The organism is Bordetella petrii (assembly GCF_017356245.1).
Classification (GTDB): domain Bacteria; phylum Pseudomonadota; class Gammaproteobacteria; order Burkholderiales; family Burkholderiaceae_B; genus Bordetella_A; species Bordetella_A petrii_D.
Genome location: NZ_JAFMZZ010000001.1, coordinates 3,060,107 through 3,085,296 on the forward strand (window position 1 = coordinate 3,060,107; position 25,190 = coordinate 3,085,296).

Annotated in this window: 27 protein-coding genes; 9 read left to right on the top strand and 18 right to left on the bottom strand. The window is 68.3% G+C overall.

Annotation, left to right across the window (positions count from 1 at the left end):
• Positions 1–12: 12 nt before the first annotated feature.
• The 7 genes from J2P76_RS14745 to J2P76_RS14775 all read right to left on the bottom strand — a co-directional run bounded on the left by J2P76_RS14745 (position 13) and on the right by J2P76_RS14775 (position 6,607).
• Positions 13–879, bottom strand: a complete 867-nt coding sequence (locus tag J2P76_RS14745) for a fumarylacetoacetate hydrolase family protein (RefSeq protein ID WP_207408440.1) — start codon at positions 877–879, stop codon at positions 13–15.
• A 49-nt stretch (positions 880–928) separates the two neighbouring features.
• Complete coding sequence (locus J2P76_RS14750) at positions 929–1,675, bottom strand: SDR family oxidoreductase (protein WP_207408441.1); 747 nt, start codon at positions 1,673–1,675, stop codon at positions 929–931.
• A 29-nt stretch (positions 1,676–1,704) separates the two neighbouring features.
• Positions 1,705–3,108, bottom strand: coding sequence for a TRAP transporter large permease (locus J2P76_RS14755; RefSeq protein WP_207408442.1), 1,404 nt, complete (start codon positions 3,106–3,108; stop codon positions 1,705–1,707).
• Positions 3,109–3,133: 25 nt separating this feature from the next.
• The gene (locus J2P76_RS14760; protein WP_207408443.1) at positions 3,134–3,769 is read right to left on the bottom strand and encodes a TRAP transporter small permease; all 636 of its coding nucleotides are present in this window, start codon (positions 3,767–3,769) and stop codon (positions 3,134–3,136) included.
• 58 nt (positions 3,770–3,827) lie between these two features.
• Entirely contained in the window at positions 3,828–4,802 is a 975-nt protein-coding gene (locus tag J2P76_RS14765) for a sialic acid TRAP transporter substrate-binding protein SiaP (RefSeq protein ID WP_207408444.1), read from the bottom strand.
• Positions 4,803–4,874: 72 nt separating this feature from the next.
• The gene (locus tag J2P76_RS14770) at positions 4,875–5,906 is read right to left on the bottom strand and encodes an L-idonate 5-dehydrogenase (RefSeq protein ID WP_207408445.1); all 1,032 of its coding nucleotides are present in this window, start codon (positions 5,904–5,906) and stop codon (positions 4,875–4,877) included.
• Positions 5,903–6,607 carry a FadR/GntR family transcriptional regulator gene (locus tag J2P76_RS14775; protein WP_207408446.1) on the bottom strand — a complete coding sequence of 235 codons (705 nt, stop codon included), beginning with the start codon at positions 6,605–6,607 and terminating at the stop codon, positions 5,903–5,905. The genes J2P76_RS14770 and J2P76_RS14775 overlap by 4 nt, the downstream gene beginning before the upstream one ends.
• Before the next feature lie 180 nt (positions 6,608–6,787).
• Between J2P76_RS14775 and J2P76_RS14780 the strand changes: the two genes are divergently transcribed.
• The 3 genes from J2P76_RS14780 to pyrF all read left to right on the top strand — a co-directional run bounded on the left by J2P76_RS14780 (position 6,788) and on the right by pyrF (position 9,758).
• Positions 6,788–7,183, top strand: a complete 396-nt coding sequence (locus J2P76_RS14780) for a diacylglycerol kinase (protein ID WP_207408447.1) — start codon at positions 6,788–6,790, stop codon at positions 7,181–7,183.
• Positions 7,184–7,612: 429 nt separating this feature from the next.
• Entirely contained in the window at positions 7,613–8,935 is a 1,323-nt protein-coding gene (locus J2P76_RS14785; RefSeq protein WP_207408448.1) for an NAD(P)/FAD-dependent oxidoreductase, read from the top strand.
• A gap of 4 nt (positions 8,936–8,939) precedes the next feature.
• The gene (pyrF, locus tag J2P76_RS14790; RefSeq protein ID WP_207408449.1) at positions 8,940–9,758 is read left to right on the top strand and encodes an orotidine-5'-phosphate decarboxylase; all 819 of its coding nucleotides are present in this window, start codon (positions 8,940–8,942) and stop codon (positions 9,756–9,758) included.
• 45 nt (positions 9,759–9,803) lie between these two features.
• Here the strand turns inward: pyrF and J2P76_RS14795 are convergent, their stop codons facing one another.
• The 11 genes from J2P76_RS14795 to J2P76_RS14845 all read right to left on the bottom strand — a co-directional run bounded on the left by J2P76_RS14795 (position 9,804) and on the right by J2P76_RS14845 (position 19,636).
• Positions 9,804–10,373: a CinA family protein gene (locus J2P76_RS14795; protein ID WP_207408450.1), complete on the bottom strand. Its 570-nt coding sequence runs from the start codon at positions 10,371–10,373 to the stop codon at positions 9,804–9,806.
• On the bottom strand, positions 10,370–10,876 hold the full coding sequence (locus J2P76_RS14800) for a phosphatidylglycerophosphatase A family protein (RefSeq protein ID WP_207409216.1): 507 nt from the start codon (positions 10,874–10,876) through the stop codon (positions 10,370–10,372). The genes J2P76_RS14795 and J2P76_RS14800 overlap by 4 nt, the downstream gene beginning before the upstream one ends.
• A gap of 37 nt (positions 10,877–10,913) precedes the next feature.
• Entirely contained in the window at positions 10,914–11,879 is a 966-nt protein-coding gene (gene thiL / locus J2P76_RS14805) for a thiamine-phosphate kinase (protein ID WP_207408451.1), read from the bottom strand.
• 41 nt (positions 11,880–11,920) lie between these two features.
• Entirely contained in the window at positions 11,921–12,424 is a 504-nt protein-coding gene (gene nusB, locus J2P76_RS14810; protein ID WP_207408452.1) for a transcription antitermination factor NusB, read from the bottom strand.
• Positions 12,399–12,914: a 6,7-dimethyl-8-ribityllumazine synthase gene (ribH, locus tag J2P76_RS14815; protein ID WP_207408453.1), complete on the bottom strand. Its 516-nt coding sequence runs from the start codon at positions 12,912–12,914 to the stop codon at positions 12,399–12,401. Before ribH ends, nusB begins: the two co-directional genes overlap by 26 nt.
• A complete protein-coding gene (ribBA, locus tag J2P76_RS14820; protein ID WP_207408454.1) occupies positions 12,911–14,101 on the bottom strand; it encodes a bifunctional 3,4-dihydroxy-2-butanone-4-phosphate synthase/GTP cyclohydrolase II in 1,191 nt (396 codons plus the stop codon). Before ribBA ends, ribH begins: the two co-directional genes overlap by 4 nt.
• A gap of 150 nt (positions 14,102–14,251) precedes the next feature.
• Positions 14,252–15,121, bottom strand: a complete 870-nt coding sequence (locus J2P76_RS14825; protein WP_207408455.1) for a fumarylacetoacetate hydrolase family protein — start codon at positions 15,119–15,121, stop codon at positions 14,252–14,254.
• Positions 15,122–15,286: 165 nt separating this feature from the next.
• A complete protein-coding gene (locus tag J2P76_RS14830) occupies positions 15,287–15,979 on the bottom strand; it encodes a molybdate ABC transporter substrate-binding protein (protein WP_207408456.1) in 693 nt (230 codons plus the stop codon).
• A gap of 24 nt (positions 15,980–16,003) precedes the next feature.
• Positions 16,004–18,160, bottom strand: a complete 2,157-nt coding sequence (locus J2P76_RS14835; protein WP_207408457.1) for a molybdopterin cofactor-binding domain-containing protein — start codon at positions 18,158–18,160, stop codon at positions 16,004–16,006.
• Positions 18,157–18,627, bottom strand: a complete 471-nt coding sequence (locus tag J2P76_RS14840) for a (2Fe-2S)-binding protein (protein ID WP_207408458.1) — start codon at positions 18,625–18,627, stop codon at positions 18,157–18,159. The genes J2P76_RS14835 and J2P76_RS14840 overlap by 4 nt, the downstream gene beginning before the upstream one ends.
• Positions 18,628–18,652: 25 nt before the next feature.
• The gene (locus J2P76_RS14845) at positions 18,653–19,636 is read right to left on the bottom strand and encodes a tripartite tricarboxylate transporter substrate binding protein (RefSeq protein ID WP_347565322.1); all 984 of its coding nucleotides are present in this window, start codon (positions 19,634–19,636) and stop codon (positions 18,653–18,655) included.
• A 204-nt stretch (positions 19,637–19,840) separates the two neighbouring features.
• On the opposite strand from J2P76_RS14845, the gene J2P76_RS14850 reads away from it, so the two are divergent.
• From J2P76_RS14850 to phnE (J2P76_RS14875), 6 genes are all read left to right on the top strand, one after another.
• Positions 19,841–20,656 carry an HAD family hydrolase gene (locus tag J2P76_RS14850; RefSeq protein ID WP_207408459.1) on the top strand — a complete coding sequence of 272 codons (816 nt, stop codon included), beginning with the start codon at positions 19,841–19,843 and terminating at the stop codon, positions 20,654–20,656.
• 56 nt (positions 20,657–20,712) lie between these two features.
• Positions 20,713–21,528 (top strand): IclR family transcriptional regulator, encoded by an 816-nt coding sequence (locus J2P76_RS14855; RefSeq protein ID WP_207408460.1) that lies wholly within the window; start codon positions 20,713–20,715, stop codon positions 21,526–21,528.
• Positions 21,529–21,688: 160 nt separating this feature from the next.
• A complete protein-coding gene (phnD, locus tag J2P76_RS14860) occupies positions 21,689–22,699 on the top strand; it encodes a phosphate/phosphite/phosphonate ABC transporter substrate-binding protein (protein ID WP_207408461.1) in 1,011 nt (336 codons plus the stop codon).
• 3 nt (positions 22,700–22,702) lie between these two features.
• On the top strand, positions 22,703–23,473 hold the full coding sequence (phnC, locus tag J2P76_RS14865; protein ID WP_207408462.1) for a phosphonate ABC transporter ATP-binding protein: 771 nt from the start codon (positions 22,703–22,705) through the stop codon (positions 23,471–23,473).
• Positions 23,461–24,333 (top strand): phosphonate ABC transporter, permease protein PhnE, encoded by an 873-nt coding sequence (gene phnE, locus J2P76_RS14870; RefSeq protein ID WP_207408463.1) that lies wholly within the window; start codon positions 23,461–23,463, stop codon positions 24,331–24,333. Before phnC ends, phnE (J2P76_RS14870) begins: the two co-directional genes overlap by 13 nt.
• Positions 24,330–25,154 carry a phosphonate ABC transporter, permease protein PhnE gene (gene phnE / locus J2P76_RS14875; RefSeq protein ID WP_207408464.1) on the top strand — a complete coding sequence of 275 codons (825 nt, stop codon included), beginning with the start codon at positions 24,330–24,332 and terminating at the stop codon, positions 25,152–25,154. The genes phnE (J2P76_RS14870) and phnE (J2P76_RS14875) overlap by 4 nt, the downstream gene beginning before the upstream one ends.
• Positions 25,155–25,190 lie beyond the last annotated feature (36 nt).

Consider the following 25,190-nt stretch of genomic DNA (forward strand, 5'->3'; position numbering starts at 1 on the left):
CTCCGGAATAAGCTAGCCGTCGATCAGTTCCGGGTTCCAGGCGTGCACGCGCTGCTGCTGCTCGCCCAGCCCGGCAATGCCCAGGCGCATGGTGTCGCCCGGTTTCAGGTAGACGGGGGCCGGCTTCTGGCCCATACCCACGCCGGGCGGCGTGCCGGTGCTGATCAGGTCGCCGGGGTTCAGCGTCATGAAGCGGCTGACGTAGCTGACCAGTTCGGCCACGCCGAACACCATGGTGCGCGTGCTGCCGTTCTGCATGCGCCGGCCGTTGACGTCCAGCCACAGGTCCAGCGCCTGCGGGTCGGCGACTTCGTCGGCGGTCACCAGCCACGGCCCCACCGGGCCGAAGGTGTCGCAGCCCTTGCCCTTGTCCCAGGTGCCGCCCCGCTCGAGCTGGTATTCGCGCTCGGACAGGTCGTTGACCACGCAGTAGCCGGCCACGTGCGCCAGCGCGTCGGCTTCGGACACATAGCGGGCGCGCCGGCCGATGACCACGCCCAGCTCCACTTCCCAGTCGCTCTTGACCGAATCGCGCGGCAGCACCACCGGGTCGTTGCAGCCGATGAGCGCGCTGGTGGCCTTCATGAAAATGACGGGCTCTTGCGGCACGGGCAGGCCGGATTCGGCGGCGTGGTCGGCATAGTTCAGCCCGATGCAGATGAACTTGCCCATGCCGGCCCAGGGCGGCGCCAGGCGGCCGGGCTGCTCGACCACCGGCAGGCTGGCCGGGTCCAGCGCGCGCAGGCGCACCAGCGCCGTTTCAGACAGCGTGTCGGCGGTGATGTCATCGATAGTGCCCGACAGGTCGCGCACATGGCCCTGGGCATCGACCAGGGCGGGTTTCTCGGCGCCTTTGGCGCCATGGCGCAGCAGTTTCATGGAATGCAGTGTCCTTGTCAGAAATGAATGAAGCCAGTGGCGGCCGGCCCTAGTTGGACCAGCCGCCGTCGATGACCTGGGCCGTGCCGGTGGTGAAGGCCGATTCGTCGCTGGCCAGGTACAGCGCCAGCGCGGCGATTTCCTCGGCCCGGCCGATGCGCCCCATGGGCTGGCGGGCGACGAAAGCTGCTTCGACAACCTGTTCGGCCTGGCCGCTGGCGCGCGCCTGCTCGGCGATGCGCTGGCGCAGCGAGGGGGATTCGACCGTGCCCGGGCAGATGGCGTTGCAGCGGATGCCCTGCCCCACGAAATCGGCCGCCACCGACTTGGTCAGCCCGATGACGGCGGCCTTGGTGGTTCCGTACACGAAGCGGTTGGGCACGCCCTTCACGCTGGATGCCGCCGAGGCCATGTTGATGATAGACCCGCCGCCGCGCGCCAGCATGCCGGGCAGGAAGGCGCGGATCAGCCGGTACATGGCGCGCACGTTCAGGTCGAAAGAAAAGTCCCAGGCCTGCTCGTCGCAGTCGAGGATAGTGCCGGCATGCACGAAGCCGGCGCCGTTGAACAGTATGTCCACCGGCCCCGCGGCCTCGGCGGCGCGCGCCACGGCCGCGGCATCGGTCACGTCCAGCGTGACCGTCGCGCAGCCCTCCAGCCCCGCCAGGGACCGCGGGTTCAGGTCGGCGGCCACCACTTGCGCCCCTTCGCGCGCGAAAGCCAGCGCGGTGGCGCGGCCGATGCCCTGGCCGGCGGCGGTAATGAACGCGGTTTTTCCCTGCAATCTGCCTGGCATGCCTGGTTCTCCTGGATCTGCCGCCCTGTTCAACGTCCGCTGACCATATCCGGCAGCCACATGCTGACGCTGGGGAAGTAGGTGATGATGATCAGCGCCAGGAACAGCGGCACCAGCCACGGCAGGATCGCCATGGTGGTCCGCTCGACCGACAGCCTGGATACCCGCGCCAGCACGAACAGCACCATGCCCAATGGCGGATGCAGCAGGCCGATCATCAGATTCAGGGTCATGACCAGGCCGAAGTGGATGGGATCGATGCCCAGCTTCAGCACCAGCGGCAGCAAGATCGGCACCAGGATGGTGATGGCGGCGATGGTGTCGATGAAGCAGCCCACCACCAGAATCAGCAGGTTCGCCAGCAGCAGGAACACCCATTTGTTGTGCGTGACCGCCAGGATGGCGTCGGTAAGCGTCTGGGCCGCCTGCGTGGTGGTAAGCAGCCAGGCGAACACCGAGGCGGCCGTCACAATGAACAGCACCGACGCGGTGGTCTCGATGGTGTCGAAAGAGGCCTTGGCCAGCGTGCGCAGCGTCATCGAACGGTAGCGCACCAGGCCCAGGAACAGCGCCCAGATCACCGCCGCCACGGCGGCTTCGGTGGGCGTGAACCACCCCATGGTCATGCCGCCTATCAATATCACCGGCGCCATCAGCGCCATCACGGCCGAGAAGTCGAAGTACCAGTCGGCGGCCAGCAGCGCGGCGAAGGCGATTAGCGTGGCGATGTTGGCGGATACGCCATGGTTGGTCATCATCCAGATGCTGAACGGAAACGCCAGCACCACCGCCACCTCGATCGAGGCGCCGCCCAGCCGCTTCCAGTCGAACGGCACATCGCCGCCCCAGTTGTTCTTGCGGGCGAAGTAGGCCACGGTGAACATCATCAGCAGCGTCAGCACGGCGCCCGGCACCACGCCGGCCAGGAACAGCGAGCCGATCGACACATTGGCCATCATGCCGTAGATGACGAAAGGCAGCGACGGCGGCAAAATGGGCCCCAGCGTGGCCGAGGCCGCCGTGACCCCCACCGCGAATTCAGTCTGGTAGCCATGGTCTTTCATGGCCTTGATCTCGATGGTGCCCAGCCCCGCGGCGTCGGCGATGGCGGTGCCCGACATGCCGGCGAACACCACCGAGCCGATGATGTTCACCTGCCCCAGGCCGCCGCGCATCCAGCCCACCAGGGCCACCGCGAAGTTGTAGATGCGGCCGGTGATGCCGGCGATGTTCATCAGGTTGCCGGCCAGAATGAAGAACGGCACGGCCAGCAGCGGAAACGACTCGACGCCCGCGATCATGCGCTGCGCCACCACCACGTCGGGCACGCTGCCCGACCACAGCACGAAAAACAGCGAGGCGCCGGCCATGGACACGGCCACCGGCACGCCCACGATCATCAACAGCAGGAAGGTTCCGATCAGAATTCCCATACGGGCTCCTTGGGCGCGCGCGCCTTCAGTCCAGGCTTTGATAGGCGGCGGGGTTTTCCAGCGACGAATATCCCTGGCGCCAGCTCTGCACGCTGACTTGCACTGAGCGCGCGAACATCATCACGAAGCCGGCCAGCGCCAGCCAGTACACATAGGCCTTGTTCCACATGATGGTGGTCATGGGTTCCACCCCCACCAGTTCGATGTAGCGGTACACCAGCCACACGGCGTAGCCGAAGAACACGGTGCGCAGCACGTCGATCAGCGTGGCCAGCACGCGGGCGAGCCCCCTGGGCAGGTAGCGGTACAGGAAATCGACCTGGATGTGGCGGCAGACGCGCACGCACATGGCCGAGCCCATGAACACCACGCCGATCAGCGCGTAGACGGCCAGCTCTTCGGTCCAGGCAAAGGAATTGTTCAGCACATAGCGCGTGAAGAACTGCAGGAACACCAGCGCCCCCATGACCCAGAACAGGGCCAGGCAGAACCAGTCTTCGAAGGCGTAGCCGGACAGGTCCGTGTCCTGGTGCTGGTCGGCTTCTTCAAAGCTGTGGACGATCGACTCGACCGTTGTCTCATGCGATTCGACGCCGGCGGCGCCGTCGCCGCCGCGGTATTGGGCCATGGCCGGCGAGCCGGCCCCGGTATTGACGTGCATGCGTTCCCCCTGTCGGTTGCGGACAGCCGGGGCCGCGCGCGGCGGCCCCGCCGGCGGACTACTTGACCGCCTGGATCGCGTCCCAGTCGGCCTTTTCATAGCCGTACTGCTCGAACGGCACTTTCTTCAGCACCGTGTCGCGGAACGCGGCGGTATCGACTTCGGCCACGTTCAAGCCCTTCTTGCGGAACACCTCGACCAGTTCTTTCTCGCGCTTGGCGACTTCGACCGACGCGGTGGCCGCGGCCTGCTGGGCCACCTCGGAGAAAATCTTGCGGTCTTCTTCGGACAGGCTCTTCCACAGTTTGCCCGAGATGACGGTATTCAGGTGGTCGACAATGTGCCCGGTCAGCACGATGTTCTTCTGCACCTCGTAGAACTTCTTGGCCTCGATGGTGGTCAGGGGGTTTTCCTGGGCCTCGACCGTGCCGTTCTGCAGCGCCAGGTAGACCTCGGCGAACGCGATGGGCGACGTATTGGCGCCGCAGGCGCGCGGCATGGCCAGGTAGGCCGGCACATCGGGCACTCGCATCTTCAGGCCCTGCATTTCCGGGCAGGTGGTGAAGGCGCGGTTCGAGGTGGTGTGGCGCGTGCCGTAGTAGGTGGTGGCGACGATGTGGTTGCCGCTCTTTTCCTGGTAACCCTGGGTCAGGGTCTTGTAGATGTCGCTCTTGGTGTAGGCCAGCAAGTGCTCGGGGCCGCGGAAGGTATAGGGATAGTAGGTGACGCCGATGCGCGGGAAGCTCTTGGCGGCGAAGCTGGAGCCGGAAATGATGATGTCCACCGTGCCCAGCGTCAGGCCCTGGTTGATGTCGTTTTCCTTGCCCAGCTGCGATGCCGGATATACATCGATGTGATAGCGGCCGTTGGTGCGTTTCTCGATTTCTTTTGCCGCCCACACCGAGCTGGTATGGAACGGCTCGGATGTCTCGTACACGTGCGCCCACTTCAGCTTGGTCTGGGCCAGCGCGCTGCCCGACACGGCCAGGACGGCGGCGGCCAGTAGCGCCTTGACGGCATTGCCTTGCTTCATCGTTGTCTCCTCTCTTGAGGTTGAGCAGGTGGCGGCGTGGTTTGTTATGGTTGCCGCTGCCCTTGGTGGTGGTCAGGATTCACATACAAGCTGCACCTTGGTACTGCGCGTGCGGTCTGCCGCCAGTTCGAAGGCCTCGGCCGCGCGCTCGAGCGGCAATTGCGCGCTCATCAACGGCCGCACGTCGACCCGGCGCGTGCGCAGGAACGAGACGGCCCAGTCGAATTCGATGCCGGCGCGAAAGGCGCCGACGTAATCCAGTTCGCGCGCCATGATGTTGTTGGCGGGAAAGGCCATGCCCTCGGCGGGCAGCGTGCCCACCTGCACGATGCGCCCGCCGCGGCGCGCCGCGGCCAGGCAGGTGCCCAGGGCGGCCGGGCTGCCCGCGGCCTCGATGGCGATGTCGGCGATATCGGCCAGGTCCGCGGCCGCGGCCTGGTCCGAGCGCAGCGTGTCGTCGGCGCCGACCTGGCGGGCCATCTGCAGCGGCCGGTCGGCGATGTCGGCCACCACCACGCGCGCGGCGCCGGCCAGCCGGGCGGCGATGACCGTCATGCAGCCGATGGTGCCGCCGCCCGTCACCAGCACGGTCTTGCCCAGCAGCGGGCCGGCGCGGTTCACGCCGTGCAGCCCGATCGACAGCGGCTCGGCACAGGCCAGCTCGCCCAGCGAAATGTCTTCGTGCACCGGCGTCAGCTGGCGTTCGCCCATGACAAAGCGTTCGCGGAACATGCCCTGCACGTGCGGATAGATGCTGGCGCTGCCCAGGAAGCGCATGTTGCGGCACAGATTGTCGCGCCCGGCGCGGCAGTAATCGCATTGGCCGCACGGGTGCGACGGATTGATGGCCACCTTCATGCCGGGCTGCACGCGCGTAACCGCGCTGCCGGTGCGCAGCACCACGCCCGAGGCCTCGTGGCCGGGAATCAGCGGCTCGCGGATGACGAAGGCGCCGACGCGGCCATGCAGGTAATAGTGCAGGTCCGAGCCGCAGATGCCCGCCGCGCCCAGGCGCAGCTCGACATCGTGCGGCGCCAGCGGCGCGTCGTCGTCGGCTTCCAGGCGCAGGTCGCGGGCGCCGTGTATCTTGCAGGCCAGGCTCATGCTTTCACCTTGTCGGACGCGGGCGCCCAGTTGGCGGTAAGGCGGTCGTGCGAGCAGGACAGGTGGTGCCGCATGGCGGCGCGCGCGCGCGCCGCGTCGCCGGCCGCGATAGCCTCGATGACCTTGCCGTGTTCGGCGATGGCGGCCTTCCAGCTGGCGGGGTTCTCGAAGTAGTCGCCCAGCTTGACCGACAGCGGGTTGTGGCGTTCGTCGAACAGTTCGCCCACCACCCGCAGCAGCACCGAATTGTTGGCGATTTCGGCAATGCGCAGATGGAACAGGCGGTCGCCCTGGATGGGCACCTGTCCGGCCGCGGCCTCTTCCTGCATGGCCTGCAGCGCTTCGCGCAGGCCCGACACCTGGGCCGGCTGGGCCAGTTCGGCCGCCTGGGCCGCCAGCTCGCCTTCTACCAGTTGCCGGGCGCGGATGGTTTCCAGCGGGCTTTCGGCCACCACGCTGTCGGCCGCGTCGCGGCTGCGCACATAGATGCCCGACCCCATGCGGACTTCGACCAGGCCCTCGACTTCCAGGGCGATCAGCGCTTCGCGCACGGACGGCCGCGATACGCCCAGCTTCAGTGCCAGGTCGCGCTCGGGCGGCAGGCGCGCGCCGACCGGGAATTCGCCGGCCTGGATCAGCACCCGCAGCTGGTCGGCAATCTGGCGGTACAGGCGGCGGGGTTCGATGGGCTGGAAGGGCATGGATGAAAGCGGTTAAAAGGTAAAGTGGCCTTACCATTTTGCCGCATCTTGCGCCCGGCCCGGCAAGCCTCACAATTAGGGTTTCCGCTAGGCCCGCCAACGGCCTGCGCCGGCCCCGGCCCGCCACGGCGGCAACGCGAATCTGTTAAAAACGACGCGCCACATCCAGGTTCTCTTTTCATGCCCCACACTCCGCACCCTTCTCCGTACAAGAGCACAGGCGGTCTGCGCCGCATCCTGAACGCCCTGCGCTATTCGCTGCAGGGCCTGCGCGCCGCCATCCGGTACGAAGCCGCTTTCCGCCAGGAACTGGTCCTGGCGATCCTGCTGATCCCGGCAGCATTCTTCCTGGGGCGCACCACCGACGAGGTCTTCATCCTGATCGCGTCGGTGATCCTGGTGCTGGTGGTGGAACTGCTGAATTCCGCGGTCGAAGCCCTGGCCGACGCACTATCGGTAGAAACGCACACCCTGCTGGGCCGCGCCAAAGACCTGGGCAGCGCGGCCGTCATGCTGATGCTGCTCTTCACCATCGCCGTCTGGGCCGGAGTGGCCATCAGCCGCTTTGTATTGTGAGACTTGGCTGCGTTTTGGCGGGAACGGTACTGCATTCTTCTGGCGTCGTAGCGGGTTGACGGGATCACCTTGGCTTCACGGCGCCGCCCGAGCGCCCCGCGCGTTTTAACCGCTTTCACGGCCCAGGGCCGGCACCATCGAATGCCCCTCCAGGCCGCGCTGGGCGGCCTGGAGGGGCGGCCCCGCACTCTTTTCTTCTTCTCGGCGGCCGCCCCCAAGAATGCAAGCACCCAGGCCTTCCCGCCGGCATCGGAATTGCTCATCTGCGAGTCGCGGCGGGCTGGCGCGAGCGCCGCGGCGCCTCGGGGCCGGGCCCGGGCGCGCAGGGCGCCCGGACGGCACCGTGAAGCCAAGGCGCTCGCGCCAGCCCGCTGCGACGCCAGAAGAACCCTGTACCGTATCCCACGACCAAGCCCTATACTGAACAACATGGCAAACGACCCAACCCGGCCGCCCCCCTCTCATCGCGTTGTCATTGTCGGCGGCGGTGCCGGCGGGCTGGAGCTTGCCGCCAAACTGGGGCGCCGGCACGGCCCGCAGTGTGTCACGCTGGTCGACAGCCGCCCCATCCACATCTGGAAACCGTCGCTGCACGAAGCCGCCGCGGGCACGCTGGACATCTACCAGGAAGGCCTGTCGTACCTGATGCTGGCCAACCTGTGCGGGTTTACTTTCGCGCTGGGCGAACTGCAGGACGTCGACCGCGAACACCGCGCCATCACGATCGGCGCCGTGCAGGACTCCCACGGCGACGAAGTGCTGCCGCGCCGCGAACTGGCCTACGACACCCTGGTGCTGGCGGTGGGCAGCGTCTCCAACTTCTTCAACACGCCCGGCGCGGCGCAATATGCCGTCACGCTGGACAACACCGAGAACGCCGAGGAATTCCGCCTGACCATGCTCAAGGCCATGGTGCAGGTCGACCAGGCCAAGGTGCGCGACCCGTCGGCCAGGCTGGACCTGGTGATCGTGGGCGGCGGCGCCACCGGGGTAGAGCTGGCAGTGGAACTGCACGAAGCCGGCAACACCGTGGCCGCCTACGGCCTGCCGAATTTCCGCGCCGAGCGCGACCTGGCGATCACCCTGGTCGAAGGCGCGCCGCGCATCCTGGCGGCGCTGCCCGAAAAAATCTCGGACGCGGCCCTGGCGCGCCTGACCGAGCTGGGCATCCGGGTCGAGACCGACTGCCGTGTGGCCGAAGTCACCCCGCGCAGCGTCAAGACGGCCGATGGCCGCGAGTTTGCCGCCAGCCTGTGCATGTGGGCGGCCGGCATCCAGGGCCCGCCCCTGCTGGCCGCGCTGGACATGCCCCTGAACCGCGCAGGGCAACTGGAAGTCGACGACCGCCTGCAATCGCCCGATCCGCGCATCCTGGCGCTGGGCGACTGCTGCGCCGTGCCGCGCGGCAACGGCGGCACCGTGCCGGCCCGCGCGCAGGCGGCCCACCAAGAGGCCGGCTACCTGGCGCGCAAGATCAGCGCCCGCATCCGCGGCAGCGCCGAGCCGCAGGCCCCCTACCAGTACCTGGACCGAGGTTCGCTGGTGTCGCTGGGGCAGGACGCCGGCGTGGGCAGCCTGATGGGCAAGCTGGCCGGACGCGGCCTGTTCGTCAGCGGTACACTGGCGCGCCTGATGTACATGAGCCTGCACCTGATGCACCATTACGCCGTGCTGGGCGCCTGGCGCACGGCATCCATGGCGCTGGCCCGCCTGCTGATGCGCCGCACCCATCCGCGCGTCAAACTGCACTGAACCCATGACCTTCATCCAACAACTCGAACACGCCTGGACCGCCGGCAACACCTTGCTGCAGGTGGGCCTGGACCCCGACCCGCAGCGCTTTCCGCGCGAACTCGACGGCAAGCCCGACGCCATCTTCCAGTTCTGCCGCGAAATCGTCGACGCCACCGCGCCGTACGCGTGCAGCTTCAAGCCGCAGATCGCGTATTTCGCCGCGCACCGCGCCGAAGACCAGCTCGAGGCCCTGTGCGCGCACATCCGCGCGGCGCATCCGCAACTGCCCATCGTGCTGGACGCCAAGCGCGGCGATATCGGCACCACCGCCGAACATTACGCGCGCGAAGCCTACGAACGTTACGGCGCGCACGCCATGACGGTGAACCCGTACATGGGGCTGGATTCGGTCGAACCCTACCTGGGCTGGAAAGACCGCGGCGTGATCGTGCTGTGCCGCACCTCGAACCCGGGCGGCTCCGACCTGCAGTTCCTGAAGCTGGACAGCGGCGAACCCGTGTACCTGCACGTGGCCGGCCTGGTGGCCGACAAGTGGAACGCCGACGGGCAATGCGGCCTGGTGGTGGGCGCGACCTTCCCGAATGAATTGGCCGCGGTGCGCCAGCGCGTGGGCGACGCCATGCCGCTGCTGGTGCCCGGCATCGGCGCACAGGGCGGCGATGTCACCGCCACGGTGAACGCCGGCCGCAATGCGGCCGGCACAGGCATGATGGTGAATTCATCGCGCGCCATTCTGTACGCCAGCGGCGGCGACGACTGGCGCCAGGCAGCCGCCGACGCCGCGCGCGACCTGCGCGACGCGATCAACGCGGTACGCTGACATGTAGGCGGAGCCAGACACCTGCGCAGCCTGCACGGCGGCCCGTTACGGGCGGCTGCGGTTGACGGGCTCGCCGATCAGTTCCAGCAGCCCGCGCAGCGCATACACCACCGACCCTTGCCGCACCTGGGCGCGGTCGCCGGCGAACACCTGCGTGGATGCGCGCGAGGTAATGCCTTCGGCCCCGCGTATGGCAAAGCCGAAGCACACCATGCCCACCGGCTTGCCGGGGGTGGCGCCGCCCGGCCCGGCGATGCCGGTGGTGGACGCGGCGATGTGCACATCGGGGCTGGCCAGCAGCACGCCATTGGCCATTTCCAGTGCGGTTTCTTCGCTGACGGCGCCGAAGCGTTCGAGCGTATCGGCCGATACGCCCAGTTCGGCCACCTTGGCGGCGTTGCTGTAGGTGACGAAGCCGCGCTCGAACCATGCGCTGGAACCCGCCACCGCGGTAATGGCGCCCGCCAGCAGGCCGCCGGTGCAGGACTCGGCCGTGCCCACGACCAGGCCGCGGCGCTGCAGGGCCGCCCCCAGGCGCTCGGCCAGGCCCAGGGCCTGAGCCTGCGATAGCGAAGCCGGCGCCAGCCCCGGCACCGGCTTGTGCTGCGTATTCATGCGAAGGCTCCCAGACGCACGGCGACGGCCATGACCAGCAGCGCATAGGCGGCGGCCACGATGTCGTCCCACATCACGCCGAAACCGCCTTTGACCTTGGCGTCGAAATACTTGATGGGCGGCGGCTTGGCGATGTCGAACAGCCGGAACAGGCCGAAGGCAAGCAACTGCGCGGCGAAGGCATCGGGCGTGAGCCACAGCACCAGCCAGAACGCGACCATCTCGTCCCACACGATACCGACATGATCGTCGACCTGCAATTCGCGCGTGACCCGATGGCAGGCCCAGCAGCCATAGGCAAAGGCCACGGCCAGGAAGACGGCCAGCGCCAGGTCCGAGGCGGCCGGGGCGGCGGCCGCCCAGATCAGCCACGCCAGCAGCGTGCCCCAGGTGCCCGAGGCCGGGCGCAGCAGCCCGCTGCCGAAGCCGAAGGCAATCAGCCGGCCCGGGTCGCGCGCCACCCAGCGCGGCGCCGGGTAGGCCACGCGCATGCGGCTGCGCATCGAGGCGGAGGAAGAATCGGTCGAAGCGGTCATGGGATCAGGAAGCGGGGAAGTGGTCGAAGCCGCGCGGCAGGCCGGCCATGGGCTGCCCGTCGGCGCCCAGCACCACGATGCCGGGGCGCGGGTCGATATGGCCGATGGCGGTAACCGGTACGCCGGCGCCAGCCGCGGCGGCCAGCACGCGGTCGCGGTCGCCGGGCGCCGCGGTAAAGCAGAGTTCGTAGGCATCGCCGCCGCCCAGCACGGCTTGCGCCGCCGCCTCTGGCGGCAGCCCCTGCACGGCCGCCGCCGCGGGCATGGCGTCGTAGCGCAGCTGCGCGCCCACGCCGCTGGCGGCCAGCACATGGCCCAGGTCTTGCAGCAGCCCGTCGGAAATGTCGATGGCGGCGTGCGCCAGGCCGCCCAGTGCCTGCCCCAGCGCCACACGGGGCGAAGGCCATTCGAGCGCGCGGCGCGCCCCTGCCAGCCTGGCGGCGTCGGCGGGCAGCTGGCCATCGAGCAGGCGGTAGGCCACATCGGCCGCCCCCAGCGTGCCCGACACCCAGATCTGGTCGCCGGCCCGGGCGGCATCGCGGCGCAGCGCGCGGCCGGGCGCCACCGCGCCGAACACCGTGACGCTGATGGCCAGGCCGTGCGGGCTGCGGGTGGTGTCGCCGCCCATCAGGGGGCAGCCATGGGCATCGGCCAGGCCGTGGAAGCCGCGCGCGAACGCGGCCAGCCAGGCCTCGTCGGCCTGCGGCAGCGCCAGGCCCAGCACGCAGCCGATGGGCTGGGCGCCCATGGCGGCCAGGTCGGACAGATTGACGGCCAGCGCCTTGTGGCCCAGCGCCTGGGGATCGACATCGGGAAAGAAGTGCCGCCCCTGAATGAGCAGGTCGGTGCTGGTGGCGATGTGCATGCCCGGCGGCACCGGAAACAGGGCGCAGTCGTCGCCCACCCCCAGCATGCCGGCCGGCGCGGGCCGCGTGAAATAACGCGCGATCAGGTCGAATTCAGACGCCAAGATGATCTCCAGGCCGGCGCCCGCGGCGGCGCCGGCCGGCCTTAGCGGCGCTGCGACGCGGCAGCCTGCACCTCGGCCGCGCGCACGTCGGCGGCCAGCTTGTCGAGTACGCCGTTGACGAACTTGAAGCCATCGGTGCCGCCGAACGACTTGGCCAGCTCGACGGCTTCGTTGATGGCAACCTTGTACGGCACTTCGAGGTGATGCACCAATTCGTAGCTGCCGATCAGCAGTATGCCGTGCTCGACCGGCGACAGTTCGCCCAGCGGGCGGTCGATGTAGGGCGTGAAGCGCTCGCGCAGGCCGCCGGCTTCTTGCAGCACGCCGTGCAGCAGCGTCTTGAACCACTGCGCGTCGGCTTCGGAGAAGTCGTCGGCATCGCGCAGGTGAGCGTCGATTTCGCCGGCGTCTTGCGTGCCTTCGCCGCCGCGCAGCAGCCATGCGTAGACGCCCTGCAGGGCGAACTCGCGGGCGCGGCGGCGGGCGCTGCGGGCGCTGGCGCGCGCCTGCGCCGCGCTATCAGCGTTCGGTTTCTTCGTCGTCAAAATCTTCGTCCTCGTCTTCGTCGTCTTCTTCGGGTTCCAGCGCCGCCACCAGGTTGGCCATTTCGACCGCCACCTGGGCGCAGTCGCTGCCCTTGCCCGCCGCGCGGGCCTGCGCCTGCTCGTCGGTGTCGACGGTAAGCACGCCGTTGGCCACGGGAATGCCGGTTTCCAGTGAAATGCGGGAAATGGCGCGCGCCATTTCGTTGCTGACCACCTCGAAATGATAGGTTTCGCCGCGAATGACCGCGCCCAGGGCGATCAGGGCGTCGAACTCGAAGGTTTCGGCCATGTGCGACAGCGCCACGCCCATTTCGAGCGCGCCGGGCACCGTAACCACCATGACGTCGCGCTCGTCCACGCCCAGTTCACCCAGCTGCTGCAGGCAGGCATCGAGCTCGGCCTGGCCGATTTCTTCGTTGAAGCGGGCGCGCACGATGCCGATGTGCAGCCCTTCGCCGTTCAGGTCGGGGGTGAGGATATAAGGGTTCATGTGTCGGCCTTGAGGGAGGTGGCGGAGGTGGAGGGGTCGCAATCGTAACCCGTAATGGTGAGCGAGAAGCCCGCCATGCTGGGCATTTTGCGCGGACGGGCCAGCAGGCGCATCTGCCCGACGTTCAGGTCGCGCAGGATCTGCGCGCCGATGCCGTAGGTGCGCAGCCCGTAGCGGTCGCCGTCGCGGGCGGGCTGGCGCGGGTCGGCGTCGGCCCAGCCGGCGATCTGCTGGAACAGGTGTTCGGCGGACGACTGGCAGTTCATCAGCACCACCACGCCGGCCGGCGCCTGGGCGATGGCCTGCAGGGCGCGGCCCACGCCCCAGCTGTGGGCGGTGGCGCCGGCGTCGAGCGCGTCGAGGATGGAGGCGGGCTCGTGCACGCGCACCAGGGTTTCGCGCTGCGGATCGATGTCGCCGTGCACCAGGGCCAGGTGCGCCGAGCCGCTGGCCGTGTCCTGGTAGGCCACGGCGCGGAATTCGCCCCAGGCGGTCTGCATGCTGCGGTCGCCCACGCGCTTGACCACGGACTCGTGTTCGCTGCGGTATTGGATCAGGTCGGCGATGGTGCCGATTTTCAGGTTGTGCTGGCGCGCGAACTCGACCAGGTCGGGCAGGCGCGCCATGGTGCCGTCGGGATTGAGGATTTCGCAGATGACCGCGGCCGGCGTCAGGCCGGCCATGGCGGTGAGGTCGCAGCCGGCTTCAGTGTGGCCGGCCCGCACCAGCACGCCGCCGGGCACGGCGCGCACCGGGAAGATATGGCCGGGCTGGACCAGGTCGCTGGGCTTGGCGTCGCGCGACACCGCCACCTGGATGGTGCGGGCGCGGTCGGCCGCCGAAATGCCGGTTTCGACGCCGACGGCGGCTTCGATGGACTGGGTGAAGTTGGTGCCGTAGCGGGTGCCGTTGCGGCTGGCCATGAGCGGCAGTTCGAGCTGGCGGCAGCGGTCTTCGGTAAGGGTCAGGCACACCAGGCCGCGGCCGTGGGTGACCATGAAATTGATGGCCTCGGGCGTGACGAACTCGGCGGCCATGACCAGGTCGCCCTCGTTTTCGCGGTCTTCTTCGTCGACCAGGATGACGATGCGGCCGGCGCGCAGTTCGGCGATGATCTCGGCGACCGAGGCGATGCCGAAGGATTCGGGCGCGGCGCCGGACGCGATGGAGGCAAGCGGGGCAGACATGGAAATGAGGGGGGACGGGCAGGAAAACCCTGATTTTACCGCCCATTGGACGGGGCGGGTTGGGCGCGCGCCCCCGGCGGCCGGCGGGTCGGCCGGCCGCCCTGCCCCGGGCCGTGGCCGGCCGCCGCCGGGGCGCCCGCGGGCGCCCCGCTATGCCCTGAACGTGTTCTCGATGTGCCCGATGCCCTGGATCTCGACCCGCACCACGTCGCCGTCTTTCAGGAAGCACGGCGGGTTCATGCCCATGCCGACGCCCGCCGGCGTGCCCGTGGCGATGACGTCGCCCGGATACAGGGTGATGCCGCGCGAGCAGTTCTCGATGATGGTGCCGATGTCGAAGATCAGGTCGCGCGTATTGGCCGATTGCCGGACTTCGCCGTTGACCAGGCAGCGGATGTCGATGCTGCCGGCATCCAGCTCGTCGGCGGTGACGATCCAGGGCCCCATGGGGCAGAACGTGTCGAACGACTTGCCCAGGTGCCATTGGCGGTGCCGCTGCTGCACGTCGCGCGCGGTGACGTCGTTGACGATGGTGTAGCCGTAGATGTGGGCCAGCGCGTCGGCGCGGGCGATGTTCTTGCCCTGCTTGCCGATCACCACACACAGTTCGGCTTCGTAGTCGATGTCCGCCGATATCCCCTGGGGCAGGCGCACATCGTCCGCCGGGCCCACGACCGATTCGGGCACCTTCGAAAAGATGATGGGCCACGCCTCGCCGTCTTTGCTGTCTTTGAAGATCGAGCCCGACAGCTCGTTGGCGTGCTCATGGTAGTTGCGGCCCACGCAAAAGACATTGCGCGCCGGCCGCGGCACCGGCGCGCGCAGGCGCACGCCGCTCAGCGGCCGGGCCGGGCCGGCCTGGCGAGCCAGGCCGGCCAGCGGGACCTGCCCGGTGATCAGGGGCAGGATGCCCGACCGGGCGTCCACGCCGTCCAGCTGCAGGGGCTGAACCGACTGGCCGTCGGCCGACACAATGCCGATGCGGGCGGCACCCTGCTCTTCGTATGCTGCTAGCCTCACTTTGATTCCTTTCTCGTTGAAAATGATCGTCGTATCCGCACGGAAACGGCGGGTGATACATACCTTGCCAAGTGTCTGACTCCCGCCAGGGTGTCAGACACCGAAGCGTGCATCGACTGTCCCGACGGCACGGTGTCAGGCACCTGCGGAGCCTGACACCTGGCTTCAGACCCGAAACCCATGCGCGTTCTTGTAGGTGTCCAGGCTGCTGTCGGTCAACATCTCGATCAGCTTGCGCGCCAGGCCGGCCTGGCGCGCGCCGGCGGCCACGGCGGCGGTGTACACCGTGTCCAGCTCGCAGCCCCTGGGCAGCAGGCCCACGGCCTGCACGCCCGGGCTGTACAGGATTTCCGTGATCTGGGTGCAGCCCACGGGCCGCCCCGGCGCCGCCGCCATGGCCTTCATGGCGGTGGCGCCGTTGGGAAATTCCCGGATCTTCGCCGCGATGCCATCCAGCACGCCCAGCTGCTGGAACACTTTTTTCATGTGGATGCCCGCGGTGGAGCGCTGCATGTCGGGCACATAGACCGCGTCGGCATCCTGCAGGGCCTGTCCGAACGCGGCCGGCGTGTCCACGGCCACCGCGGGGTCGCCGGCCTTGACGCCAACGCCGGTGCTGACCACCCCCAGGTCGCGCGCGCTGCCGGGCTGCACCTGGCCGGCGTCGGCCAGGCCATCCACCAGCTTGCGCGACAGGATCACGATATCGCACTCGGTCCCGGCCAGCAGTTTTTCTTTCATGGCGCCCACGGCGCCGAACTCGCCCTCGATCGGGCAGCCGGCCTCGGACTCGAACCTGGCGCGCACCGCGTCGACCAGGCCCAGGGCGGCGCCCCCGCTCAAGATGGACAGCTTCATTCGTGCTCCTTTATGTTGCCTGTGTCATGCGGCGACCTCGATGGCGCGCGCAATATTGTCGAAATCCAGGGGCAGCACCGATACCCGCACGCCCAGCGCATCGCGCACCGCGTTGCCGATGGCGCCGGCCACCGGCCCCAGCGATGGCTCGCCGGCGCCCATCGGCGGCTGGTCGGGCCGGGGCAGAATGCGCACCTGCACGTCGGGCACGTCGGTAAAGCGGATGATCGGATATTTTTCCCATTCGTCATCGGTCAGCATCCTGTCGCTGAAGCGCGCCTGCTCCAGAGTGGCCCAGGAACAGGCCTGGATGGCGCCCCCCTCGATCTGCTGCACCACGCCGTCCGGGTTGATGACTTCGCCCACGTCCACGGCAATGAACAACTCGCGCACCGACACCTTCTCGGCCACGGTCACGCGGGCCACCACCGCGCAGTACGCGCCCTTGTTCTTGTAGCGCGCGTAGCCCATGCCCCATCCCATGTCGGCGCTGCCGGCCGGCCTGCCGTTCCAGCCGCTCATGTCGCGCACGGCGTCGATGACGGCGATGGCGCGCGGGTCGGACAGCATGCCCAGGCGGTAGTCGGCCGGATCGATGCCGTGCGCGCGCGCGATGTCGTCGACCATGGCCTCGATGGCGAAGACATTGGCGAAGGCCCCCAGGCAGCGCAGCGAAGACGTGCGCACGGGCATGTCGATGACGCGGTGCGACGACAGCGCGCTGCAGGGAATGTCGTAGCACGGAATGATATTGCGCTCGGCGCCGCCGCCCGCGGCAATGGGCGCGTTGATGGCGGACAGCCGCGGGCTGGGGGGATCGTGGTGCCAGCTGCCCAGCAGCGTCGGCGTGTCGGCCCGGCCAGGCCGCAGGCTGTGCCCCGGCCCCCAGGCGTCGGCGCGCCAGTCCAGTATGCGGCCCCGCGCATCCACGTCCACCTGCAGCCGCACCGACATCGGCGGCCCCTGCGGCGCCCAGCACAATTCGTCGGCGCGCGACCACTGCACCCGCACATGGCGGCCCGGCGCATGCCGCGCCAGCCAGGCCGCGTCGAAAGCGGCGTCGTCGGCGCCATTGTGCCCGTAGCAGCCCGCGCCCGGCACGTGTTCCACGATGATCTGTTCCGCCGCCATGCCGAACGCCGCGGCGAGATCGGCCCTGAAGTTGTAGATGCCCTGCCCGTGCATCCATACCTTCAGAGTGCCGTCGCCCCGCAGGCAGGCATGCGCGCACGACGGGCCGATGGAGGCATGCTTGATGAAGGGCTTGAAATAATCGCCGGTGCAGGTGCTGGCGACCGCCGCGCCGGCCGCGTCGGCCGGCCCCTGCTGCCGGTATACCCGGGTGTCGCACAGCTGGCGGCGCAGCCAGGCCGGCAGCTCGTCTTGCGCGGGCAGGCAGGCCTGCTCGCGCCACTGGGCCGACGCGGCCAGGCGGGCCACGGCCTGGTCGGCCACATGCTCGTGCCGGGCCAGCACGCCCACCAGCGAGCCGCTCTGCACCACCTGCACGGGGCATTCCAGGCCCTGCACGGCAGCCGGGTCCAGGTGCACCAGCCGCGCACCGATGGACGGCGGGCGCAGCATGCGCCCATGCAGCATGTCCGGCAGCGACAGGTCGTGGATGAAGCCGTAGCGGCCGTGCATCTTGTCGGCCAGGCCCAGCGCCGGCTCGCTCCAGCCGGCTTCGGACGGCGCGGCCTCGCGGCCGGGCGGCGGCTCGACCGGCACGGCCAGATCCACATAGCGCGCCAGGCTCCAGTAGGTGCCCAGTTCGCGGCCCCCCGCCAGGAAGGCCCCGTCATGCACGCTGACTGCGGACGGGTCCACGCCGGCCAGGGCGGCGGCGCACTGGGTGAACAGCCGCCGCGCGTGGCCGCATGCCATGCGCAGCGACATGCCCGAGTGCTGGATCGACAGGCTGCCCGAGGTAATGGATTCATCGGGGCTGGCTCCCGTGCGGGCCGGCATCATCGTGATGCGCGCAACGGGCACGGCCAGCGCGCGCGCCGCAATCTGCGCCAGCGCGGTCAGGATGTTCTGCCCCAGCTCGACCTTGCCCGAATGGATGCACACGCACCCCTCGTTTTCGCTGAAGCTTACCCAGGCCGACAGCAGGGGGTTGCTCTTCAGGCTGACGGGAACGCCGTCGTCGGACGCCAGCGGCGCGAAGGCTTCTTTCATGGCGTGTCCTCGCCGGCCGCGGCCGCCTCGCCGATGGCCCGGATCACGCGCAGGTGGCTGCCGCAGCGGCACAGATTGCGGTCCATATGCTCGCGGATGGCCTGCCCGCCGGGCGACGGACAGCGGATCAACAGCCCCGTGGCCGCCACCAGCATGCCGGACGTGCAGTAGCCGCACTGCGCCGCGCCATGCTTGATGAAGGCCTGCTGCAGCCTGGCGCCGGCGGCGTGCCGGGCCAGCCCCTCTACCGTCACCACCTGCTTGCCCGCCACCGACCACAGCGGCGTGTCGCAGGCATGGACCGGCGCGTCGTCGACCAGCACCGTGCATGCGCCGCAGCTGCCCTCGCCGCAGCCGAAGTGGCTGCCTTTCAGGCCGAGCTCGTTGCGCAGGATATCCAGCAGGAAGCGCTGTTCCTGCGCGTGCACCTCTTGGCGCGTGCCGTTTACGTAGATGACCGTGGACATGGGCTTGTTTCGCAACGCGGCGGACTCAGTGCTGCACCATGTTGGCGTCCAGGGCGATCTTGCGCAGCCGCGCGATGTCCTGCTGCACGTATTCCTTGAAGGCCTGCGGCGTCATCACCATGGGCGCGACGCCGTCCTTGGCCCACTGCTGCTTGACCGCCGGGTTGCCGGCAACGGCGCCGACCGCCTGGTTGAGCTTGGCCACGATGGCCGGCGGCGTGCCCTTGGGCGCCAGCAGGCCCAGCCAGATGTTGGCCTCGTAGCCGGGCAGGCCGGCTTCGCCGACGGTGGGCAGGTCCGGGAATACCGGCGAACGCTGCTTGCCGGTGGTGGCCAGCGCCTTGACGCGGCCGTCGGCCACGAAGGGCTGCATGGTGGCAATGGCGTCGAACATGTAGTCCACCTCGCCGGCGGCCACGCCGGTGCGCGCCTGGCCGCTGCTTTTGTAAGGCACGTGCTGCGCGTTGGTGCCCGCCATCGACCGGAACAGCTCGCCGGCAATGTGATACGGCGTGCCGATGCCCGAGCTCGCGTAGTTGAGCGCGCCGGGCTTTTTCTTTTCGAGCGCGATCAGGTCCTTGACGCTGGAAACGTCCAGGCCCTTCTTCACGACCAGCACCAGGCTGGCCTCGTTGATGGGCGCGACCGGCTCGAAATCCTTCATCAGGTCGTAGGGCTTGTCCTTGAGCAGGGTCTCGTTGACGGTCTGCGTGTTGGACATCACCAGCAGGGTGTAGCCGTCGGGCTGGGCGCGCGCCACCGCGGCCGTGCCGATGACCGCGCCGGCCCCCGGCTTGTTCTCGACCACGACCGACTGGCCGAACTGCTTCTGCAGTTGCTCGCCCAGGTAGCGGGCATAAACATCCGCGGAACCACCGGCACCAAATGGTACAACTATGGTGATGGGCCGCTGGGGATAGGCGCCAGCCGCATCGGCCGCGCCCGCCGATGCCGTGCAAAGCGCCATGCTTGCCGTGAAAATGAGCGACATTACTTGTTTTTTGTCCACCGTACTCCTCCTTGTTCTTGGCATTTTTCTGCTGCTGCGCCCATCATTGCGGCGGCATCAAAGAGTACCAGTGGCAAACCAAAATTCAAACCTGTTTTTGAATTGGTACATATATTGGTTCAACACAGGCAGATGCCCGGCGCGCCGCCGCCGAACGTTAAACTCCGCCCAGGAGAAACCCGCCAGAACAACACAAGGACCTTCATGCAAGCACTTGCAGCCATGCCTGCTTCCGTTGCCGCGGCGGTGCGCATCGTGCTCACCGATATCGACGACACCCTGACCACCGACGGGCGCCTGCCGGCCGACGCGTATGCGGCGCTGGAACGGCTGGACGCGGCCGGCATCCAGGTGGTGCCCATCACGGGCCGCCCGGCCGGCTGGTGCGACCACATCGCCCGCATGTGGCCGGTGCGCGCCGTGGTGGGCGAGAACGGCGCCTTTTATTACGCCTACGACCGGGCCGCGCGCCGCATGAAAGCGCACTACTGGGCCGACGCGCAGGCGCGCGCCGCCAGCCGCGCCCGGCTGGACGCCATCCGCGACCGCGTGCTGCGCGAAGTGCCGGGCGCCGCCGTGGCCGGCGACCAGGACTACCGGGTGGCCGACCTGGCCATCGACTTCTGCGAAGACGTGCCGGCGCTGCCGGACGCGGCGGTCAGCCGCATCGTGGCGATCTTCCAGGAAGCCGGCGCCCAGGCCAAGGTCAGCTCCATCCACGTCAACGGCTGGTTCGGCGACTACGACAAGCTCACCATGACCCGCACCCTGTTCGAACGCGAGCTGGGCCTGGACATCGACCAGGCGCTGCCGCGCTGCCTGTTCATCGGCGACTCGCCCAACGACGAGCCGATGTTCGCGTTCTTTCCCGTGTCGGTGGGCGTGGCCAATATCCAGGCCCTGCTGCACCGCCTGGCCCACCGCCCCGCCTACGTGGCCGCGCGCCACGGCGGCGGCGGCTTCGTCGAAATGGCCGAGCGGCTGCTGCAGGCCCGCGCCGCCGCCGGACAACAGCCATGAGCCCGCCGGGCCGCCCCAAGGGCGAATACCGGAGTGCGGCGCACGAAGGTACACCAATGACCGCCGCCAGCCCGCCCCCCGCCCGCGCCAACGACGGCCGGCGCAGCATCCAGTCGGTAGAGGTCGGCTTCCCGCTGCTTGCCGCCCTGGTCGAGGCCGGCAAGCCGCTGACCCTGCGCGACCTGGCCGGCGCCGCCGGCATGACCTCGGCCAAGGCGCACCCCTACCTGGTCAGCTTCATCCGGGTGGGCCTGGTGCAGCAGGATGCCGTTACCGGCCAATACGAACTGGGGCCGTTCGCCCTGCAGATGGGCCTGGTCAGCCTGCAGCGGCTGGACCCGGTGCGCGTGGCCATGCCCGAGATCGCCACGCTGCAGTCCAGCATCGGCCACACCCTGGGCATTGCCGTGCTGGGCTCGCACGGCCCCACCATGATCCACATGACCGAAGCCAGCTATCCGGTGCACGTGAACATGCGCAAGGGCACGGTGATGTCCATGCTGCACACCGCCACCGGCCTGGTGTTCGCCGCCTGGCTGCCGCCCAAGGTGGCCGAACACTACATCGACCGCGAAGAAGGCGACACCGCGGTCATCGCCGGCCAGCAGCCGCCGCGCAAGGCGGCCTACGCCGACATCGAGGCGCGCCTGGCCGATATCCGCGTGCACGGCATGGCGCGCGCCATCGGCAACCCGCTGCCGGGCGTGGACGCGCTGTCGGTGCCGGTGTTCGACAGCACGGGCAACATCGTGCTGGCGCTGACCAGCCTGGGCCCGTCGGGCCTGTTCGACGTGGCCTGGGACGGCACGATCGCCAAACCGCTGCTGGCCTGCGCGCGCGAAATTTCGCGCAAGCTCGGTTATCGCAAATAAGCGCGGGTTTTGCGGCAAAACGAAAACAAATCGAAAAAAACGAAAGAGACACGAAAACAACACGAAAACAAAGGCAGGTGATTTCCCGGCTGGGCGGTTTCGTTTTTTTGTGTTTGAATATTTAAGTCCTGTCATATTCGAACACTGAGGAGACGCCATCATGCAAGCCCTGCGCCTGCTGCAAGCGGCCGCCGCCATTACTCTGGCGTTCGGCTTTCAAGCCGCCCATGCCGCCGACACCTGCTCCAACCGCGGCGACCTGGACCAAATGTATTGCGACGCCAACAAAGACATGGTCGCCGATACGCCCACCGATCCCGACAAGCTCAAGACGCCGTCCACGCTGGTGTTCACCTACACCCCGGTCGAAGACCCGGCCGTGTACGCCAACATTTTCAAGCCGTTCACCGAATACCTGAGCGAATGCACGGGCAAGCGCGTGGTGTTCTACCAGGTGCAAAGCAACGCGGCCGAAATCGAAGCCATGCGCTCGGGCCGCCTGCACGTGGGCGGCTTTTCCACCGGCCCCACGGCCTATGCGGTAAACATCGCCGGCGCCGTGCCGTTCGCGGTCAAGGGCTATGCCGACGGCTTCCAGGGCTACAACCTGATCGTCATCGTCAAGAAAGACAGCCCGTACAAGAAGCTCAGCGACCTGAAGGGCAAGAAGCTGGCCCATACGTCGCCCTCGTCGAACTCGGGCCACATGGCGCCCGTGGCGCTGTTCCCCAAAGAAGGCTTGGTGCCCGACAAAGACTACAAAATCATCTTCTCGGGCAAGCATGACCAGTCCGTCATGGGCGTGAACTCGGGCGACTACGACGCGGCCGCCGTGGCCTCGGACGTGTTCCACCGCATGGCCGAGCGCGGCCAGATCAAGGAAGACGATTTCCGCATCATCTACACCAGCGAGAAATTCCCGACCTCGTCGTTCTCGTACGCGCACGACCTCGAGCCCAAGTTCCGCGACAAGATGCTGAAGTGCTTCTACGACTTCCGCTTCCCCGACGAAATGAAAGAAGCCTTCGACGGCGCCGACCGCTTCTACCCGGTTACCTACCAGAAAGACTGGGCAATCGTGCGGCAGGTGGCCGAGTCCGGCGGCGAACGCTTCAACCGCGACGCCTACGACCGCGAAACCGCCAAGAGCAAGAGCAAAGGCAAGCAGTAAGCAATGACCACATCTTTACGCATTGCCGGCCTGGTAAAAGAATACCGGGCCGGCCGGCCGGTGCTCCAGGGCATCGACCTGCATGTCGAAGGCCAGGGCCTTACCGCCATCATCGGCCCGTCGGGCACCGGCAAGAGCACCCTGCTGCGCTGTATCAACCGGCTGATCGACCCCACCCGCGGCGAAATCCTGCTGCACACGGCTGATGGGGCGGTCGACCTGGCCGCCATCCGCGGCACGGCGCTGCGCCAGGCGCGGCGCCGCATCGGCATGGTGTTCCAGGAATACAACCTGGTCGAACGCCTGACCGTCATGGAAAACCTGCTGACCGGACGCCTGGGCTACAGCAGCGCCTTCAAGGCCTGGATGCGGCGCTTCGAGCCCGATGACATCGAGCGCGCCTACCAGCTGCTCGACATCGTCGGCCTGGGCGGCTTCGGCGACCAGCGCGCCGACGCCCTGTCGGGCGGCCAGCGCCAGCGCGTGGGCATCGCGCGCGCCCTGATGCAGCGCCCGCAGCTGCTGCTGGCCGACGAGCCCACCTCGTCGCTCGACCCGAAAACCTCGGTCGAAATCATGGAACTGCTGGCCGCGCAAGGCAGCGCCAGCGGCATCCCGGTGCTGGTCAACATCCACGACGTCGAACTGGCGCGCCGCTACGCCAGCCGCATCGTCGGCATGTCGGGCGGGCACATCGTGTACGACGGCGACGGCCAGGGGCTGGACACCGCCACCCTGAAGGCCATCTACGGAGGCGAATCGTGGCTGCAGTAAAGCGCCGCCCGTTCGCTCTGTCGTGGCAGGCGCGGGCCATCGCCGCGCTGGTATTCGTGTACGCGCTGTACGCCGCCGGGCAGCTCGACTTCAGCCTGGAACGCTTCCACAGCGGCCTGGGCCATGCCGCCAACTTGCTGGGCCGCATGTTCCCGCCGCGCATCCAGCAGCCCGACACGCTGTGGCAGGGCCTGACCGAAAGCCTGGAAATCGCCGTGCTGGCCTCGGTGCTGGGCATCGTGGTGGCGCTGCCGGTCGGCCTGCTGGGCGCGCGCAACCTGATGCCGGCCTGGGCTTCGTGGCCCGCCCGCGCCCTGGTGGCGCTGTGCCGCTCGCTGCATCCCGTCATTGTCGCCATCCTGTTCGTCAAGGCGGTCGGCTTCGGCGCGCTGGCCGGCATTCTGGCGCTGGCGGTGGCATCGGTGGGCTTCATCGGCAAGCTGTTCACCGAATCCATCGAAGAAATCTCGCTCAAGCAGGTCGAGGCCGTGCGGGCCAGCGGCGCGTCGTTCGCCAACGTGATCCTGTTCGGCGTGCTGCCGCAGGTGTTCGCCCGCTTCATCGGCTTTGCCACCTATCAATTCGATTCGAACCTGCGCAACTCGACCATGGTGGGCATCGTGGGCGCCGGCGGCATCGGGGGCACGCTGTTCTCGGCCTTCCAGCGCTTCGACTACGACTTCGTGGCCGCCATCCTGATCACCCTGATCGCCATCATCATGCTGGGCGAACTGCTGGCGCGCTTCGTGCGCGCGGTGTTCCTCGACAACCTGGGCTTCGACACCATCCTGCAGCGCCGCTTCGACGCGGCGCGCGGGCTGGGCGGCAAGCCGCCGGCAAAACCCGAGGCCGACGAATGACCGCGCCCGCCGTTTCCGTCGCCGGCGCGGGCTACCCGCGCACCTGGCAGCGCTACACCATGGGGCAGCGGCTGCTGCGCTTCGCGCTGTACCTGCTGGTGGTGGCCGCCATCGTGCAGGCGCTGCGCAGTGTCGAGGTCATCCCCGAATTCCTGTACGACGCCCCCGAGCAGATGGCCGACCTGCTCAGCCGCATGTGGCCCATCGACTGGTCGTACTACGCCGAAGGCGTGCACGGCCCGCTGATGGAAACCCTGCACATCGCCACGCTGGGCACCATCCTGTCGGTGGTGCTGGCCGTGCCGGTGGGCCTGCTGGCCGCCGCCAACCTCACGCCCAGCAAGCTGGTGAACCAGCTGGCGCGGCTGATCCTGGTATCGAGCCGGTCGGTGAACTCGCTGGTATGGGCGTTGCTGTTCATCGCCATCTTCGGGCCGGGCCCGCTGGCGGGCACGCTGGCCATCGCGTTCCGCTCGATCGGCTTCGTGGGCAAGCTGGTGGGCGAAGCCATCGAAGAGGCGCAGCGCGGCCCGGTCGAGGCCCTGACGGCCACCGGCGCCAGCAAGGGTTCGGTGCTGTGGTACGGCTACTGGCCGCAGATCCGCCCGGCGTTCTGGTCCATCGTGCTGCTGCGCTGGGACATCAACGTGCGCGAATCCGCCGTGCTGGGCCTGGTGGGCGCGGGCGGCATCGGCATGGCGCTCGACACCGCCATGAACCTGTTCCAATGGGACCGCGTCGCCCTGGTGCTGGCCGCCATCTTCGCGGTGGTGGTGGTGGCTGAAATCATCATCACCCAGGCGCGCAAGCGCATTCTGTAACCCCCCAGGTGTCAGGCTCTCGCAGGGCGCCTGACA

Excerpts from the sequence above, each read along its gene's own strand:
- J2P76_RS14745 (WP_207408440.1), bottom strand. The coding sequence starts at position 879 with ATGAAACTGCTGCGCCATGGCGCCAAAGGCGCCGAGAAACCCGCCCTG.
- J2P76_RS14750 (WP_207408441.1), bottom strand. The coding sequence starts at position 1,675 with ATGCCAGGCAGATTGCAGGGAAAAACCGCGTTCATTACCGCCGCCGGC.
- J2P76_RS14755 (WP_207408442.1), bottom strand. The coding sequence starts at position 3,108 with ATGGGAATTCTGATCGGAACCTTCCTGCTGTTGATGATCGTGGGCGTG.
- J2P76_RS14760 (WP_207408443.1), bottom strand. The coding sequence starts at position 3,769 with ATGCACGTCAATACCGGGGCCGGCTCGCCGGCCATGGCCCAATACCGC.
- J2P76_RS14765 (WP_207408444.1), bottom strand. The coding sequence starts at position 4,802 with ATGAAGCAAGGCAATGCCGTCAAGGCGCTACTGGCCGCCGCCGTCCTG.
- J2P76_RS14770 (WP_207408445.1), bottom strand. The coding sequence starts at position 5,906 with ATGAGCCTGGCCTGCAAGATACACGGCGCCCGCGACCTGCGCCTGGAA.
- J2P76_RS14775 (WP_207408446.1), bottom strand. The coding sequence starts at position 6,607 with ATGCCCTTCCAGCCCATCGAACCCCGCCGCCTGTACCGCCAGATTGCC.
- J2P76_RS14780 (WP_207408447.1), top strand. The coding sequence starts at position 6,788 with ATGCCCCACACTCCGCACCCTTCTCCGTACAAGAGCACAGGCGGTCTG.
- J2P76_RS14785 (WP_207408448.1), top strand. The coding sequence starts at position 7,613 with ATGGCAAACGACCCAACCCGGCCGCCCCCCTCTCATCGCGTTGTCATT.
- pyrF (WP_207408449.1), top strand. The coding sequence starts at position 8,940 with ATGACCTTCATCCAACAACTCGAACACGCCTGGACCGCCGGCAACACC.
- J2P76_RS14795 (WP_207408450.1), bottom strand. The coding sequence starts at position 10,373 with ATGAATACGCAGCACAAGCCGGTGCCGGGGCTGGCGCCGGCTTCGCTA.
- J2P76_RS14800 (WP_207409216.1), bottom strand. The coding sequence starts at position 10,876 with ATGCGCAGCCGCATGCGCGTGGCCTACCCGGCGCCGCGCTGGGTGGCG.
- ribH (WP_207408453.1), bottom strand. The coding sequence starts at position 12,914 with ATGAACCCTTATATCCTCACCCCCGACCTGAACGGCGAAGGGCTGCAC.
- ribBA (WP_207408454.1), bottom strand. The coding sequence starts at position 14,101 with ATGTCTGCCCCGCTTGCCTCCATCGCGTCCGGCGCCGCGCCCGAATCC.
- J2P76_RS14830 (WP_207408456.1), bottom strand. The coding sequence starts at position 15,979 with ATGAAGCTGTCCATCTTGAGCGGGGGCGCCGCCCTGGGCCTGGTCGAC.
- J2P76_RS14835 (WP_207408457.1), bottom strand. The coding sequence starts at position 18,160 with ATGAAAGAAGCCTTCGCGCCGCTGGCGTCCGACGACGGCGTTCCCGTC.
- J2P76_RS14840 (WP_207408458.1), bottom strand. The coding sequence starts at position 18,627 with ATGTCCACGGTCATCTACGTAAACGGCACGCGCCAAGAGGTGCACGCG.
- J2P76_RS14850 (WP_207408459.1), top strand. The coding sequence starts at position 19,841 with ATGCAAGCACTTGCAGCCATGCCTGCTTCCGTTGCCGCGGCGGTGCGC.
- J2P76_RS14855 (WP_207408460.1), top strand. The coding sequence starts at position 20,713 with ATGACCGCCGCCAGCCCGCCCCCCGCCCGCGCCAACGACGGCCGGCGC.
- phnD (WP_207408461.1), top strand. The coding sequence starts at position 21,689 with ATGCAAGCCCTGCGCCTGCTGCAAGCGGCCGCCGCCATTACTCTGGCG.
- phnC (WP_207408462.1), top strand. The coding sequence starts at position 22,703 with ATGACCACATCTTTACGCATTGCCGGCCTGGTAAAAGAATACCGGGCC.
- phnE (WP_207408464.1), top strand. The coding sequence starts at position 24,330 with ATGACCGCGCCCGCCGTTTCCGTCGCCGGCGCGGGCTACCCGCGCACC.